The organism is Deinococcus aetherius (genome assembly GCF_025997855.1).
GTDB lineage: Bacteria > Deinococcota > Deinococci > Deinococcales > Deinococcaceae > Deinococcus > Deinococcus aetherius.
In genome coordinates, this window is record NZ_AP026560.1 from 482,591 (window position 1) to 496,898 (window position 14,308).

18 protein-coding genes are annotated in these 14,308 nt (G+C 67.9%); 12 read left to right on the forward strand and 6 right to left on the reverse strand.

All coding sequences use genetic code 11. The features are described from left to right. Positions 1-162 precede the first annotated feature (162 nt). From DAETH_RS02550 to DAETH_RS02560, 3 genes are all read left to right on the forward strand, one after another. The gene (locus tag DAETH_RS02550) at positions 163-1,647 is read left to right on the forward strand and encodes a DUF512 domain-containing protein (RefSeq protein ID WP_264776374.1); all 1,485 of its coding nucleotides are present in this window, start codon (positions 163-165) and stop codon (positions 1,645-1,647) included. Between the two features lie 76 nt (positions 1,648-1,723). Beyond that, a complete protein-coding gene (gene mscL / locus DAETH_RS02555) occupies positions 1,724-2,131 on the forward strand; it encodes a large conductance mechanosensitive channel protein MscL (RefSeq protein WP_264776375.1) in 408 nt (135 codons plus the stop codon). Positions 2,132-2,171: 40 nt separating this feature from the next. Continuing rightward, entirely contained in the window at positions 2,172-2,639 is a 468-nt protein-coding gene (locus DAETH_RS02560; protein ID WP_264776376.1) for a DinB family protein, read from the forward strand. Positions 2,640-2,743: 104 nt separating this feature from the next. On the opposite strand, the gene DAETH_RS02565 is transcribed toward DAETH_RS02560, so the two are convergent. Continuing rightward, on the reverse strand, positions 2,744-3,955 hold the full coding sequence (locus DAETH_RS02565; RefSeq protein WP_264777372.1) for a vWA domain-containing protein: 1,212 nt from the start codon (positions 3,953-3,955) through the stop codon (positions 2,744-2,746). A 187-nt stretch (positions 3,956-4,142) separates the two neighbouring features. Further along, positions 4,143-4,514 carry a hypothetical protein gene (locus DAETH_RS02570; RefSeq protein WP_264776377.1) on the reverse strand — a complete coding sequence of 124 codons (372 nt, stop codon included), beginning with the start codon at positions 4,512-4,514 and terminating at the stop codon, positions 4,143-4,145. A 70-nt stretch (positions 4,515-4,584) separates the two neighbouring features. On the opposite strand from DAETH_RS02570, the gene DAETH_RS02575 reads away from it, so the two are divergent. After that, on the forward strand, positions 4,585-5,493 hold the full coding sequence (locus DAETH_RS02575) for a DMT family transporter (RefSeq protein WP_264776378.1): 909 nt from the start codon (positions 4,585-4,587) through the stop codon (positions 5,491-5,493). Positions 5,494-5,499: 6 nt separating this feature from the next. Here DAETH_RS02575 and DAETH_RS02580 read toward each other — a convergent pair whose 3' ends face one another. After that, a complete protein-coding gene (locus DAETH_RS02580) occupies positions 5,500-5,784 on the reverse strand; it encodes an META domain-containing protein (protein WP_319993743.1) in 285 nt (94 codons plus the stop codon). After that, positions 5,762-6,250, reverse strand: a complete 489-nt coding sequence (locus tag DAETH_RS02585) for a hypothetical protein (protein ID WP_264776379.1) — start codon at positions 6,248-6,250, stop codon at positions 5,762-5,764. The genes DAETH_RS02580 and DAETH_RS02585 overlap by 23 nt, the downstream gene beginning before the upstream one ends. Before the next feature lie 112 nt (positions 6,251-6,362). Here DAETH_RS02585 and DAETH_RS02590 point away from each other — a divergent pair, with 112 nt between their 5' ends. From DAETH_RS02590 to DAETH_RS02620, 7 genes are all read left to right on the forward strand, one after another. Continuing rightward, on the forward strand, positions 6,363-7,007 hold the full coding sequence (locus tag DAETH_RS02590) for a response regulator transcription factor (protein ID WP_264776380.1): 645 nt from the start codon (positions 6,363-6,365) through the stop codon (positions 7,005-7,007). A gap of 17 nt (positions 7,008-7,024) precedes the next feature. Further along, positions 7,025-7,285, forward strand: a complete 261-nt coding sequence (locus DAETH_RS02595) for a hypothetical protein (protein ID WP_264776381.1) — start codon at positions 7,025-7,027, stop codon at positions 7,283-7,285. Continuing rightward, positions 7,282-8,109: a serine hydrolase gene (locus tag DAETH_RS02600; RefSeq protein ID WP_264776382.1), complete on the forward strand. Its 828-nt coding sequence runs from the start codon at positions 7,282-7,284 to the stop codon at positions 8,107-8,109. The genes DAETH_RS02595 and DAETH_RS02600 overlap by 4 nt, the downstream gene beginning before the upstream one ends. A gap of 219 nt (positions 8,110-8,328) precedes the next feature. Then, a complete protein-coding gene (locus tag DAETH_RS02605; protein WP_264776383.1) occupies positions 8,329-9,183 on the forward strand; it encodes a c-type cytochrome in 855 nt (284 codons plus the stop codon). Between the two features lie 37 nt (positions 9,184-9,220). Then, positions 9,221-9,886: a ubiquinol-cytochrome c reductase iron-sulfur subunit gene (locus tag DAETH_RS02610; RefSeq protein ID WP_264776384.1), complete on the forward strand. Its 666-nt coding sequence runs from the start codon at positions 9,221-9,223 to the stop codon at positions 9,884-9,886. Then, entirely contained in the window at positions 9,883-11,196 is a 1,314-nt protein-coding gene (locus tag DAETH_RS02615) for a cytochrome b (RefSeq protein WP_264776385.1), read from the forward strand. Before DAETH_RS02610 ends, DAETH_RS02615 begins: the two co-directional genes overlap by 4 nt. Positions 11,197-11,257: 61 nt before the next feature. Next, complete coding sequence (locus tag DAETH_RS02620; protein WP_264776386.1) at positions 11,258-11,455, forward strand: hypothetical protein; 198 nt, start codon at positions 11,258-11,260, stop codon at positions 11,453-11,455. A 6-nt stretch (positions 11,456-11,461) separates the two neighbouring features. Here DAETH_RS02620 and DAETH_RS02625 read toward each other — a convergent pair whose 3' ends face one another. After that, positions 11,462-11,854 carry a hypothetical protein gene (locus tag DAETH_RS02625; RefSeq protein ID WP_264776387.1) on the reverse strand — a complete coding sequence of 131 codons (393 nt, stop codon included), beginning with the start codon at positions 11,852-11,854 and terminating at the stop codon, positions 11,462-11,464. 201 nt (positions 11,855-12,055) lie between these two features. Between DAETH_RS02625 and DAETH_RS02630 the strand changes: the two genes are divergently transcribed. Beyond that, positions 12,056-12,577 carry a DUF4142 domain-containing protein gene (locus DAETH_RS02630; RefSeq protein WP_264776388.1) on the forward strand — a complete coding sequence of 174 codons (522 nt, stop codon included), beginning with the start codon at positions 12,056-12,058 and terminating at the stop codon, positions 12,575-12,577. A gap of 209 nt (positions 12,578-12,786) precedes the next feature. Here DAETH_RS02630 and DAETH_RS02635 read toward each other — a convergent pair whose 3' ends face one another. Then, positions 12,787-14,004 carry an MFS transporter gene (locus tag DAETH_RS02635; protein ID WP_264776389.1) on the reverse strand — a complete coding sequence of 406 codons (1,218 nt, stop codon included), beginning with the start codon at positions 14,002-14,004 and terminating at the stop codon, positions 12,787-12,789. Between the last annotated feature and the right edge of the window lie 304 nt (positions 14,005-14,308).

A 14,308-nucleotide genomic window follows, 5' to 3' on the forward strand; every position in this document is an offset into this window, starting at 1 on the left:
CCACCATGAGCCCTGACGCGGCGTGAGAGTCAAGTGCCGAAACAGGCCACCCCCAGCGGGACACTCGTCACAGCCAGATTCCCCGCCCCTCTGCTAAGCTTTCTTGTTTGAACGGGGCCGCCCACGTGTCCCGATTGTGTTTGAACCCTTGGGGTGAGTGACTTGACGGCAACCGAAGCGATCCAACCCAACCAGGAACAGGTCTACCCCGCCCCCGTGAAGACGGTCGAGCCGGGCAGTCCCGCCGACCGCGCGGGCGTGCGCCCCGGTGACCTCCTCCTGCGCGTGAACGGCGAGGCGGTCACCGACGTGCTCGCCTACCGCTGGCGCCTCTCGCAGGGGCGGGCGGTGCTTGAGATGAGCCGTCCCGTCGCGCGGCCCACGGTGCTTTCCGGCGTGCTGGGCACCGCACAGGACCACCACACCCTCGCCTACGATCCCGCCGCCCCCACCTTCACCTTCGAGGTCGAGTGGGAGGACCCGGGGCTGGAGTTCGAGGAGGTGCTCTTCGACGGCATCAAGAAGTGCGCGAACAAGTGCGACTTCTGCTACGTCCACCAGATGCCGCGCGGTTTCCGCAAGAGCCTGTACATCATGGACGACGACTACCGCCTGTCGTTCCTGTACGGCTCCTTCGTGACGCTGACGAACCTCACCGAGAGCGACATCAACCGCATCCTCGACGAGAACCTTTCGCCGCTCTATGTCTCGGTCCACACGGCGAATCAGGAGTTGCGCCAGGACCTGATGAAGTGGTGGAAGCTCAAGGTCAAGGACCCCCAGGCCGTGCAGATCAGGTCCATGATCGAGCGGCTGGAGAGCATCGACCTCTACACCCAGATCGTCCTCGTGCCGGGCCGCAACGACCGCGAGCATCTGGACGACACGGTTGAATATCTGTCGAGCCGCCCCAACGTCATCTCGGCGGCGGTGGTGCCCATCGGTTTGACTGCACACCGCACCAACCTCCCCGACGTGCGGACCTTCACCCGCGAGGAGGCGCAGGACACCCTCGCGCGGCTGAACCGCTGGCGCAGGCAGTTCCTGGGGGAGCGCGGCACCCGCTTCGTCTTCCCCAGCGACGAGCTGTACCTCCTCGCGGGCGAACCGCTGCCCACCGAGGAGGAGTACGAGGGCTTCCCGATGCTCGAAAACGGCGTCGGCATGATCCGCGACTTCCTGACGGAGGGACTGCCGGACGACCTGCCGAGCGCGCTGCCCGCTCCCCGCAAGATCATCCTCGGGACGGGGAGCCTCTTCGCGGAGTCTCTTGACCGCGCCGTCGAGCCCCTGAGGGCCATCGAGGGCCTGGAGATCGAGGTGCGCGCCGTCGAGAACAAGACCTTCGGCAAGGTGACGACGGTCGCCGGGTTGCTGACGGGCCGCTGCTTCCGCCACGCGGTGAGGCCCGGCGAGGCCGACCTGTTGATCGTCCCGCCGACCACCCTGCGCTACGGCACCGAGCTGATGCTCGACGACACCAGCCTCTCGGACCTGCGAGCCGAGCTGCGGATGGACGTGCGGGCGGGCGGCGCGACTCTCGGCGAACTCGCCCGCGTGATCTTCGAGAACGTGGCGTCGAGCGGCCACCAGTGGGGCATGAGCGCCCACGCGGTCAAGGACGGCGGGGCGCGCGGGCAGGCGTGAGACGCTGGCACGCAACGTGTCGTCAGGCCTGCTGAAGCCCAATTGTCATTCGGCAGACGAAGTGTCAAGCTGAGCCATGTTGAAAGGGTTCCGGGACTTCGTCCTGCGTGGCAACGTTGTGGACCTGGCTGTGGGTGTGGTGATTGGGGCGGCCTTCACCACCGTCGTGAATGCCTTTTCCAACGGGTTCATCAATCCGCTGATCAAGGCGATCACGGGAGGCGGGCCGAGGGTCGGGGGAACTTTCAGCATCAACGGGGCCGCCTTCGACTACGGCGCTTTTATCACCGCGATCCTCAATTTCCTGATCGTGGCGGCGATCCTGTACTTTCTGGTGGTGAACCCCATCAACCGCGTCACCGAGCGGTTCAAGCGGGAGGAAAAGCCCGCCGTCGCCGAGCCCAGCAACGAGGAGAAGCTGCTCGCCGAGATTCGGGACGAGCTGCGCCGCCGCCCCGTCGAACGGCCCGGCATCGCCGACTGAGGACGGCCCCCGGTTCTGGCGCAGGCACTATCCTGCCGTCATGCCTCTCTCTGCCTCCGAGATTTACGCCCGCACCTTCGAGTCACACCGTGGCGCCCTGCTGGACCTTTACGCCCAACTTCCCGACGAGCAGGCGAACTTCTCGGCCTGGGAGGGCGGCATGAGCTTCCTCGGCCTCGCCGACCACCTGGCGGGCAGCAGCGAACGTCTCCTCGGCATGATGACGGGCCAGATGCCCGCCATGCCCCCCCAGCCCGGCCCGGCGAGCGCCACATTGCAGGAGGCCCGCGACCGGCTCGCCTCCACGACCGGTCAGGCAGCGCAGGCTATGCACAGCCTCAGTGAGGCCGACCTGTCCCGCCGAGTCCCCGCGTTCGGCGGCCGGGAGATGCCCGTCTCGGCCCTGCTCGACGCCCTGATCGCCCACGAGGCGCACCACAAGGGGCAGGTGTGGATGATGGCGCGGATGGTGGGGGTGAAGCCGCCGATGTTCGTGAAGATGGGGTAGGGGGCTGGCAGCCATCAGCTTTAGGCGGTCAGCAAAAGAAGGGAGGGAGGACCCACCGCGCGGGGTGCCTCCCTCCTTTTTAGCTGAAAGCTGACGGCTGATCGCTAATTCACCATCTTCGTCTTGTTCGTCATGAAGTCCATCAGCACGTACTGCCCGATATTGTGCGGCGTCGTGAAGTACGCCTTGCCCTTCGTCATCTCGGTCACGCGGCGGACGAAGCCCACGAGTTCGGGGTCGCGGGCGAGCATGAAGGTGTTGACCTGGATGCCGCTGCGGCGGCAGTTGGCGACCTCGCGCAGGGTGGCGCCCAGCACGTAGGGGTCGAGGCCGTAGGCGTTCTTGTAGATGCGGCCGTCGGGCAGCGTGAGGGCCGAGGGCTTGCCGTCGGTGATCATCACGATCTGCTTCATGTCCTTGTTCTCGCGCTTCAGGAGCTGCTGCGCCAGCCGCAGGCCGCCCGCCGTGTTCGTGTGGTACGGCCCGATCTGTGCCTGCGCGAGCTTGGCGACGGGCACCTCCTCGGCGGAGTCGTGAAACAGCACGAACTTGAGCGTGTCCCCCGGGTACTGGGTGCGGATCAGGTGCGCGAGGGCGAGGGCGACCTGCTTGGCGGGCGTGAAGCGGTCCTCGCCGTACAGGATCATCGAGTGCGAGCAGTCGAGCAAGACGATGGTCGCCGCCGACGAGTTGTACTCCGCCTGCCGGATCACGAGGTCGGATTCTTCGAGGTTCTCGAAGCCCTTGCCCATCACGTTGCCCAGGGTGGCGGTCGTGTCGAGGTTGAGGGTGTCACCGAACTCGTAGTTCTTGAGTTCACCCGTCATCTCGACGCCCGAGGCGTACTCGCGGGTGTCATGGGCGCCCGCGCTGCTTCTGCCCAGGCCGCCCATCAGGTCGCGCAGGCTCTTGTACCCCAGGAAGTCGATGCTCTTGTCGGTGAGCTGGAACTTCGACTCGCCCGTCTGCCCCTGACCGCCCTGCCCTTCAGGGTCGTCGAACTCCTTGCGGATGAAGCCGTCCTGCTGGAGCTTGTCCATCAGGCGCTCGATCTGCTGGCCCAGCCGGGTCTCGCGCACGTCCTGGGACTGCATCGCCTCCATCAGCATGTCCTCGGGGATCATGTTGCGCTCGGCGAGGGCTTCGAGGATGGCGTCGAAGAGGTCGTCCATGCTGGGGCGCGCGTCGGGGTCGGGGTCGTAGGGGTCGTTCATCCCCTGCCCGAGCAGCGCCTCCTGAATCATCTGCATCAGCTCGCTGGATTCGAGCTGGTCGAGTTCGCCCTCGAATTTGCTGTACCGGGTGATGCGCGCCATGTCGGGAACCTCCGTAGGGACCAGCATGGCGCTTTCCGAAGACCGCGTTTGTGACGGTCACGGCTCAGAGCGGATCATTCGCCTCAGTTGGAGGAGTCCTGCCGGGTTGCGGAGTCGGTGACACGTTTCAAGTAGCCCACCGGGTCCTGAACGAACTGGGCTGCCCGTGACGCCAGAAGTTCGGCCACTACCACATCCCACTCGGCCTTGAACACACCCGTTCGTCGCTGGAGACGAAGACGGCATCCACCGCCGCCGTTGCCTCGACGATAGCCCGTAGGAGGGGAACGTCCGGATTTCTGAGATCAAGGCGGAAGCTCACGGCCCGCCCGTCCTCGTAGAACACATGAATGTCGTTCTGACTTTGTTCGCCGTAAACCAGAGTCACGTCGTCCCCTGTGCCGTATGTCTCTTTCAACGGCAGTAAATCACACAAGCGCGACAACAATGATTCGGGAATGGGCTGCACCTCCCACCCGAATCTGGCCCACAGGTCTTCAGGAGAGGCGCCGGGGGCGGGACGTGGAATCGGCTTGAAGGTGAATTGCCAGACGGCCATCCACTCCATCTCGTCACAAGTCGCGGCTCAGCCAGCCTCCGCTTCGCCGCCCACCCCCTACAATCCCCCCGTGTCTCCTCACGCACGCGGCCTCCTCCTCCTGGTCCTCGTCACGGCGCTGTGGGGCAGCACCTTCGCCGTCGTGAAAGAACTTGGGGAACTGCTGCCCGCGAGTGTCCTCATCGCCTGGCGCTTCCTGATCGCGTCGGTCGCGCTGCTGCCTGCCCTGTCGCTGGCGCGACGGGTTGCTTCCCCAGGGTCCGCCCCCTCCGCCCGCCCCCTCTGGCGCGACGGGTTGCTTCTGGGCGTGTGGCTGATCGCCGGGTACGGGACGCAGACGGTGGCCCTGCAAACGACGAGCGCGAACCGGGCGGCCTTCTTCACCGCCCTCAGCGTGGTGCTCGTGCCGGTGTGGCTCACCTTCGCCGGGCGACGTTCCCTGCCGCTCGCCCTGTGGCTGGCGCTGCCCCTCGCGGTGGCGGGCCTCGCGCTGCTCTCGTGGGAGGGCGGGGCGCTCGTCGTGGGGGACGTGTGGGCGCTTGCCTGCGCCGTCACCTACGCGGGCTTCATCGTCGTGCTGGAACGGACGGCCACCCGCCATCAGGCGCTGCGTTTCACGCTGGCGCAACTGCTGGCCGTGACCGGGCTGGCCTGGGTCTGGGCCCTCCTCGCCGACCCGGGGAGGTTGTGGCCGCCCCCCGCTGCGTGGCTCCCGCTGCTCTACCTGGGGGTTGCCGCCACCGCCCTCACCACCCTGCTCCAGACGGTCGGGCAGCGCCGGGTGAGTGCGGCCGAGGCCAGCCTGATCTACGCGCTGGAGCCCGTGACCGCCGCCCTCTTCAGCTTCTTCCTCATCGGCGAGCGGGTGGGCCTGCGGGGTGCGCTGGGCGGTCTGCTCGTCGTGGGGGCGACCGTGCTCAGCCAGCGGGCGGGCGGGGAACCCCACATCGAGACGCCCGCACCCCAGGCGGAGGGGTGAGGTGGCTCAGCCCCCGTTCACCGGCCGCTGGAACGTCCGCTCGGTGCCGTCCTCCAGGATCAGGGTGAGCAGGCTGCCGCTGACCCGGTAACGACGCACCCCCTCCAGCAGGCGCAGGTACTCCGTCTCCTGCCGTTGCACCTCGGGCGAGGGGCAGGCGCGGCGGGTCGTCGCCAGGGGGGAGAAGCGGAGCGTGTCGCCTTCCGGCGTGTAGGTTACCCGGAAGGTGTTGCACCCCGTCGTGCCGCCCGGCTTCCTGAACAGGCGCTCAGCGCGGGCCGTGGACCTGATCGGGCATGAGCAGGGTGCGCAGGGCGGCCCCCGAGTGCCACACGTCCATCAGGCCCTCCTTGAGGGTGGACCCCCGCACCGCCGCGTACAGCGAGGGGGGGAGATGGGGGGCCGGGTACACACCCTCGCGCCCCTGCGGCCCCACGCGCACCTCCAGGGGAAAGCCCAGCGCCAGCGTCGCCACGAGCACCGCGCCGAACACCCCGCCCCCCAGCGCCCCGGCGAGGGAGTGCCAGGGGCGGCTGACCGGTTCGGGCACCAGCCGCCGGGCGGCGAGCGCCAACCCCACCCCCAGCCCCAGCGCGAGCAGGGTGGCGGCCACGGTGCCCCTTCCCAGCATGTTGGCGAGGAAGCACACGGCGACGCCGCCCAGGCCCCAGACCAGGCCCGCCAGGCCGCGTCGCGCCCCCAGCGCCGTCATCGCCGCCCAGAGGGTCACGAGCAGCGCGTCGAACCAGGTGATCACAGGGGGCAGTGTAACGACTGGACCCTTACAAAACTTTTCCTTTCGCAGTCGGGCGGGGGCAGATGGTGGGGTAGGGTGCCGTCTTGGGCGCCCACAGGTCTAGACTGCGCCCATGATCCGGGTGCTGCTCGTCGACGACCACGCGCTGTTCCGGCAGGGCCTGCGCAGCCTGCTGGAGTCCGAGGGCATGCGCGTCATCGGCGAGGCCGCCAACGGGCGCGAGGCGATCCGCTACGCCGCCGACACCCACCCCGACGTAATCCTGATGGACATCCAGATGCCCGAACTCGACGGAGTCAAGGCCACCCAGAGCATCCTGGAGATCGACCCGGGGGCCAGGGTCATCATGATCACGATGTACCGCCAGGACCGCTACGTCTTCGAGGCGGTCAAGGCCGGGGCGCGCGGCTACGTCCTCAAGGACGCCGACGCGGCCACCCTGATCGACGCGATCCGCCGGGTGGCCGCAGGCGAAGCCCTGCTCGACGCCGACATGGCGCAGAACGTCCTCGACGACTTCCGGGACAAGCGCGAGGAGCTGCCCAGCGAGAAGCACGCCGACCTCAACGAGCGCGAGACGATGATCCTCAAGCTCCTCGCCCAGGGCTTTTCCAACCAGGACATCGCCCTGCGGCTCGACATCAGCGAGAAGACGGTGCGCAACCGCTTATCCGAGATCTTCACCAAGCTGCAACTCAACAACCGCACCCAGGCCGCCCTCTACGCCATCCGCGAGGGGATCGCCAACCTGGAGTAGCAAACGCCCACCCCTCCATGCCCAGACCCAGACCCCCGAAATCGCAGACCATCGCCCGCCCCGCCGCCTCGCCCGTCACCTTCCGCGCGGGGTGCGCGCGGGAGTGGGTCGTCGCGTCGTCCGAGCCCGACCTCGCCTACACCGAGCAGGCCTTTCCCGAGTGCCCGGCGTGCCCCCACCGGGTCGAGCCGGAGGGCGGGCCACCGTTTTGCACCCTGCGCCCGGCGGGGTCGGCCCACCCCTTCGCCGCCCTGGCGGGCCTGGACCTTCCCGAGTGACGTTCGACTTTCAAACTGAGCTGCGGTCGCGCGGGTACGTGGGGGAGGTGGGGCTGCTCGTCACTGACCTCACGGGGAGCGAGCTGTACGCGTTGAACTCGGGCTGCGTCTTTCCCGCCGCGAGCACGATCAAGGTGCCCCTGCTCGTGCAGGCGCTCCAGGAGGCGCAATCGGGCCGCCTCGACCTGCGGGAGCGGGTGACGGTGAAGGCGGAGGACCGGGTGCCCGGCTCGGGCATCCTGCACGAACTCGGCCCGGGCCTGAATCCCACCTGGGAGGACGTGCTCACGCTGATGATCGTCATGAGCGACAACACCGCGACGAACCTCGTCATCGACCGGCTGGGGGTGGACCGGGTGAACGGGTGGATAGCGCGGCAGGGGATGGGAGGCACCCACCTTGTCGGCGGGCTCCAGCTTCCCCCCGGGCGGCGGAACGAGGCCCAGCGCCGGGGGGAGCGCAACCGCACGACCGCCCGCGATCAGGTCACGGTGCTGGGGCGGCTCGTCCGGGGCGAACTGCTCGACCCGGCTCACACCAGCCTCGCCCTCTCCATCCTGTCGCGCCAGCACTTCCGGGACCTGCTCGCCCGCCACGTCCCGCGCGGCGAGGACGGCGAGCCCCTCTACCGGGTGGCGAGCAAGAGCGGCGAACTCACCGGAGTCCGGCACGACGTGGGAGTGCTCTTCACCCCGCGCCCGTTGGTGGTCGCCCTGCTCTCGGAGGGGGGGCGGGACCCGCGCGAGCACCCCGACAACCGCGACGTGGCTGTGCTCGCGGGCACACTCTGGCCGCTGCTGGGGGCGCTGGGCGGCGTATTCTGACCTCCTGACGGGGGACCCAGGCAGGGGACATTTAACCGCTCGGTCAGGGGCATGATGACGGTGCAGGAGTCTACTGCTTTTTGCCGTACAGCACGCCGGGACGCGGTTTAGGCGCGTGCTATGCTGAACGGCACCAGGCGGCGCCGAGCAGTCCCCGAGGGAGCAGGCCTCAGGGCAAGAGGCCCAAGGCAAAGGCACTTACGCGCGAGGAGAAGGAACGTGGAGAGAAACGACGCTGTCATGCCCTGGGTCGCCATCGTGTGCGCGGCGATCATGTGGATCATTTTGCTGTTCCTGTTCAACAAGGAGACGGCACCCGAACCCGTGGTGGTGGACCCGGCGGTGGTCGCCAACATCCAGAAGGACTGGCCGACACTGGGCAAGCAGGTGTTCACCTCGGCGGGCTGCGTGGGCTGCCACGGGGCCCAGGGGCAGGGCGGCGCGGGCCCCCGCCTCGCGGGCGACGAGAAGATCGTCAAGGACCCGGTGTACGTCCACACCATCGTCACGCAGGGCAAGGGGCAGATGCCCGCCTTCCCGCAGCTCTCCGAGCGCGAGGTGTACGCGGTCGCCAACTACGTGCTGCACTCCTTCGGCAACAACATCGAGGAGCCGCTGACTCCCGCGCTCGTCGCCGAGGGCCAGACCAAGGTCGACCCGGCGGTGCTGAAAAACCGCAGCCGCTTCGTGCCCGAGGACATCAAGCTGCCCGAGATCTTCCTGGCGACCTTCGTGATGGTGCTGCTGACCTACGGCGTCATCGGCCTGTACAGCGTGTGGACCGAAGGCCAGGAGCTGCACCCCGGCATCCACAAGGTGCGCTCGACCCCGGTGGCGATGCTGGGGATGGTGGTCACGCTCGGCCTGAGCCTGCTGTTCAGCGTGCTGTTCGTGCGGCAGATGGTCGCCGACTACGCGGCCTGGGCGAACCAGGAACAGGTGAACGCGGCGATGGAGGGTTTCTACGCGGCGATGATCCTGCTGACCCTCGGCCTCGCCATCGGCCTGTACAAGAAGTTCTTCATGGACGGCGAGGTGCTCGTCGAGGACGCCAGCGGCGAGTTCCCGTGGTAAGGGCCCAGGCATTCAGGGCACAGAGGAGGACCGAACGATGACCCGGTACAAGAGACAAGACCCCGAAATGAGCCGTCGCCGCTTCATCAACCTGGCGATGGGCACGACCGCCGCCGTGGGGGGCGTGAGCCTGATCAGCGCGCTGGGCACCGCCAACCCGGTCTTCCGCCTCACGCGCGACAAGATGCCGCCCCTGAAGGGGGACATCCTCGTGCACGCCTCCAACAACAAGGAGGGGCAGCCCGTCCGGATCAGCGAGCTGAGCACGCAGCTCGTGCGCGCGTGGCCGATGGGTAAGGACGAGAACGGCGAGAACGTGATTCGCAAGGGCGATCCCAACAACATCCTCGCGTTGTACCGCTTCCCGAAGGGCCAGATCGTCCGGCCGACCAATCTGGACGCGACCATCGACGGCGAGACGGTCGCCTACAGCGACGTGTGCACGCACGCGGGCTGCTCGGTGGCCGACAGCGACATCAACGCCGGGCAGATGAAGTGCCCCTGCCACTCGGGGCAGTACGACCCCAAGCGCGGGGCCGTGGTGATCGGCGGGCCGCCTCCCCGTGGGCTCGCGCAGCTTCCCATCGCCCTGCAGGGTGAGAACATCGTGGTGACCGACTTCTTCCTGACGTTCCCGTATCCGTACACCAACGCGTCCGAGTGGGCCAGCTTCAAGCAGGAAGTGGAGGAACAACTCGCATGAACCAGTGGCTTGATGAGCGTCTGCATATCTCGCGCCTGAACGACAAGTTCCTGCGCAAGGCCTTTCCCGTTCACCACTCCTTCTTCCTGGGGGAGATCACGCTGTTCAGCCTGATCATCCTGATCCTGACGGGCATCCTGCTCGCGCTCTCCTACGAGCCGAGCAACAGTCTGGTGGTGAACTCCTTCGACCCGGGCACGGCGGACAAGCCCAACCTGATCCCGGCGGCCTTCCACTCGGCCCTCAAGATCAACGCGATGCCCTTCGGCGACATGCTGCGGCGCATCCACCACTGGACGGCAAACATCATGATCGCTGCCTCGGTAATCCACATGATGCGCATCTACTTCACGGGGGCCTTCAAGAAGCCGCGCGAGATCAACTGGTGGATCGGGATGCTGCTCCTGATCTTCGCGGCGCTGACCGCCGTGACGGGCTACGTGCTCCCCTACGACAACTACGCCTACAACACCCTCAAGGTGATCTACGGCATCGCCGCCTCGATCCCCTGGGTGGGCGAGTGGGTGGCGCAGGCCGCCTTCGCGGGCAAGTTCCCGGGTGACGGCGTGATTCCGCGCATCTACGGCTACCACATCATGCTGCTGCCGGGCATCCTGCTGGCGCTGACCGCCGCGCACATGCTGATCATGGTCAAGCAGAAGCACACCCAGCCGCAGTACGCCAAGCGCATCGCCTACAAGAAGATCGTCGGCGTGCCGCTGATGACCCAGCAGACGCCCATCATGCTGATGCTGACGCTGGTGTTCGCGGGGATCATCGTGCTGTTCAGCGCCTTTATCCCAGTGCACCCGGTCGAGTTCTTCGGGCCGCCCACCACCACGCCGATCAACAACATCAAGCCCGACTGGTACCTGCTGTGGGTCTTCGGTGCCCTGGCGATCATCCCCAGCTTCAGCATCGAGATCCTGGGCGGGGAGATCGGCTCGGAGTTCGTGGGGGCCATCGTGCTGCCGACCATCGTGCTGGCCGCCATGTTCGCGGTGCCCATGCTCGACCGCAGCAAGGAAAACCTCTACTACGCGGAAAACCCCACCAACTACCCGGTGCGGCTGGGAACGGGCGTGGCCTTTATGATGCTGCTCGTCGTGCTGTCGGTCGCCGGGTACAAGCCGGAGTTGATCAGCGCCGGAATCCTGAGCAACACGAACGCCAACGCCGTCTTGTGGATCGCGTGCTTCCTGGTGCCCGCCCTGTCGTACTTCGCGGTGCAGGCCATCGTGCGCGGCATCCGCACCCTGCGTGAGTCCGACGCGCGCGACCGCACCGCCTTCCAGGCTGCCGACGACTGAGCCCCCGCCCTCACCTCACCGCCCTGGCCACCCGCCGGGGCGGTTTTTCTATGCTGGGCCAGTGAACGACGACCTTGCCGCCCACCTCGCCCGGCGGGCCCGGGCCCTCGATTTAGACGCCCTGAACGTGGAGGAGGCCGAGCCCCAGACGCTGCGGGACTTCGCCCGTGAGGTCCTGGCCGAACTCGCGGCCCTGGGCCTGATCCGGGGACAGGAGGAGGCCGGGTGCTGGGCGGGGCCGCGTCCGACCGGACACTGAGCGGGCCTACAACCGGCGAGGCCGCCGTCCCGTCAGCCAGCCCAGGCCCAGGCCGACCAGCACGGGCAGAGTGAACAGCAGCAGGAAGCCGAGCAGGTTGCTGTCCCCGACCATGTTGCCGAGGGGGCGGCCCAGCGCGGCGCTGACCGGGCTGCCGATCCAGGCGAGGACCGTCCACAGCCAGCCGTCGAGGCCGCGTGACTCCACCGCGTTCTCCAACCAGCGCGCCCCCAGGAGACCCAGGGTTTGCAGGATCAGCGCAGGGAGCAGCACGGCCAGGGCGCGCACGCCGGGCTCGGCGCGGCCCGCCAGGAAGCCCAGGGCGAGCGGCCCCAGCACCGGAATCCAGCCCACCAGCAGCGCCACGACCAGCAGCATGAACACGTTGACCCAGGCCATGCGGCGAGTGTAAGGCACCCCGGGAGGGAACGCGGATTGTAGGGCGCTTCATACTCTTGAGACCCGGTGAGCGAGCACTGACTCTGCCTTTAGAGCATTGCCATGAGTCCGGGGCGCGGACTGCTCAGACTGACGGGTGAGACGGGGTCCGCACCACTCTCCACGCGTGACGTTCGTTATCTGACCTTCCGGAGGCTCCACATGCTCAAACGTTCCGCCGCCCTGCTCCTGCCCTTCGCCCTCGCCGCGTGCGCGCCGTCCATGATGGCGCCGAACGCCAGCAATGTCGACGGCCTGTACCTCCAGGCCGTGACGGGCAGCAACCTCTTCGAGATCCAGTCGTCGCAGGTGGCTCTGCAGAAGTCGAACACGCCCGCCGTGCGCGCCTACGCCCAGCAGATGATCAACGAGCACACGGTCGCCCAGAACCAGGTCGCGGCGCTCGCGGCGGCCCGGCGCGTGCCCCTGCCTCCGGCGCTGCCCCCGGAACTGCAACTCAAGGTCAACACCCTCAGCGGGCTGAGCGGTGCGGCCTTCGACGCGGCTTACCTGCGCGAGCAGGCGGTGAGCCACCTGTTCACGGTCACCATCTTCCAGAACGAGCTGACGGGCGGCAAGGACGCCCAGGTGGTCGCCTTCGCCAACCAGAACCTGCCGCTGATCCAGCGTCACCTCCAGGAGGCCGTGGCGCTGGGCGGCTCGACCTCGCCTGCCGGGCAGTAACCCCTTCTCGAATCCCTCACCCCACCGCCGAGGAGACGGGGGTGGGGGCTCTCTTTTGACGGGTGATACGGATTCCGGCCATTTCGTTATCCTTCGGGAAAGCGCCGAAGGATAACTCCAGTCTGAAATCCGTATCTTTTCCTTCTCCCTCCGGTCGGATTTCACAGTTCTTACAGAACTGTTCAACCGGAATTCGTATGACCGGTGCCCTACGTCCTCGCCCCCTCGGCCACCTCCCGGCCCGGCACCTCCTGCAGCGCCCAGCGCAGGCCGAGCGCCGTGACTCCGCCCACTGCCATCAGGGTGAGCCAGGGCAGCAGGGGCAGGCCCAGGCGCGTGCCCATGTCCGTAAGAGAACCGCCGAGCACGTTGCCGAGCGCACCGCCCACCCCCAGGCTGATCGCGGAGAAGCCGAAGTAGCTGCCCGTGACCCCGGGCGGGGCCAGCCGCGCCGTGAGGGTCTGTTGGGTGGGGTAGACGATCATGGTGCCCAGGCTGTAGAGCGCCACGCAGGCGAGCAGTTGCCCGAAGGTCACGGCGAGGCCCATCAGCCCCAGGCTGAGCCCGACCGTGAGCACCGCCGCGACGAGCGCCACCCGCGTCCGCACGCGCCGCTCGGTGAAACGCAGCAGCGGGTATTGCAGCAAGACGGCCAACCCCGCCGACAGCCCGTACAGCGGCCCCGTCGCGCCCGGCCCCGCCAGCGAGATCGCCTTGAGGGTCACCGCCACGTTGATCTGGGTGCTGAGCAGGAAGTAACCGATCAACACGAGGGTGAAGCGCCGGAAGCGCCGGTCACGCGCCGCTGCCCACAGCCCGGCGAGGCCGCGCCCGGAGGCCACCCCGGGCCGGGTGTGGGGCAGGGTCGCCGCGAGCAGGGCGAAGGCCACCACGTACGTGCTCGCGCTCGCCAGGGCCGCCGTGCGAAAGCCCACGGTCACGAGCGCGGCGCCGATCAACGGCCCCGTCACCATCCCCAGGTTTCCCGCCACGCTCACCAGGCTGAACATCCGCGTCCGGTGCTCGGGCCGGGTGACCGCCGTGATCGCCGCGCTCTTGGGGGCGTCGAAGAACCCCCCGCCCACTCCCGCGAGCAGCGAGGCGGCGAGGAGCCCGGCGAACGAATCCGCGAAGGCCATCCCCGCGAAGCCCAGCGTGCGGATCAGGCACCCGCTCAAAATCAGGGGCTTGGGGCCCACCCGGTCCGCCCACGCGCCCCCGAACACTGTCAGGCCCTGCTGCACGAGCTGGCGCACCCCCAGCACCAGCCCCACGCTCGCCGCCGCCCACCCCAGTTCTCCCACGAAATGCACGGTGATAAGGGGGATGACGAGAAAGAAGCCGCCCCACATCAGGAAGGTGACGGCGATCAATCCGAGTTGCGCGGGCGCCGGACGAAACGGCGCGGGGGCGGGGAGGGCGGTCACGGGGGGGAGTGTACGCCTCGCGGGGAGCGGGTGGTTGGGGTGAGCAAGGGTGGCATCAGGGCTCCGGTGCCGGACAAATCTCGGGGAAGCATGGAGGCCGTTCCTGCCTGGATTGGCGGGCTTGGTCCCTGCCCTTGTAGAGCCGATCCACTTGTTGGGAACGCTCCTGCCCTGACCTGAACCTCGCGGCGGGGGCGTCCGGTCGGACACAGTGACGCGCTGGGCGCCCCGCCGCGAGGTGGGGGTTCTTATTTTGTGGTAGCTGGAGCAAAGGGGGCCAGCCGGTCGCGCTGGCCCCCTCTTC

Excerpts from the sequence above, each read along its gene's own strand:
- mscL (WP_264776375.1), top strand. The coding sequence starts at position 1,724 with ATGTTGAAAGGGTTCCGGGACTTCGTCCTGCGTGGCAACGTTGTGGAC.
- DAETH_RS02560 (WP_264776376.1), top strand. The coding sequence starts at position 2,172 with ATGCCTCTCTCTGCCTCCGAGATTTACGCCCGCACCTTCGAGTCACAC.
- DAETH_RS02565 (WP_264777372.1), bottom strand. The coding sequence starts at position 3,955 with ATGGCGCGCATCACCCGGTACAGCAAATTCGAGGGCGAACTCGACCAG.
- DAETH_RS02570 (WP_264776377.1), bottom strand. The coding sequence starts at position 4,514 with ATGGCCGTCTGGCAATTCACCTTCAAGCCGATTCCACGTCCCGCCCCC.
- DAETH_RS02590 (WP_264776380.1), top strand. The coding sequence starts at position 6,363 with ATGATCCGGGTGCTGCTCGTCGACGACCACGCGCTGTTCCGGCAGGGC.
- DAETH_RS02595 (WP_264776381.1), top strand. The coding sequence starts at position 7,025 with ATGCCCAGACCCAGACCCCCGAAATCGCAGACCATCGCCCGCCCCGCC.
- DAETH_RS02610 (WP_264776384.1), top strand. The coding sequence starts at position 9,221 with ATGACCCGGTACAAGAGACAAGACCCCGAAATGAGCCGTCGCCGCTTC.
- DAETH_RS02615 (WP_264776385.1), top strand. The coding sequence starts at position 9,883 with ATGAACCAGTGGCTTGATGAGCGTCTGCATATCTCGCGCCTGAACGAC.
- DAETH_RS02625 (WP_264776387.1), bottom strand. The coding sequence starts at position 11,854 with ATGGCCTGGGTCAACGTGTTCATGCTGCTGGTCGTGGCGCTGCTGGTG.
- DAETH_RS02630 (WP_264776388.1), top strand. The coding sequence starts at position 12,056 with ATGCTCAAACGTTCCGCCGCCCTGCTCCTGCCCTTCGCCCTCGCCGCG.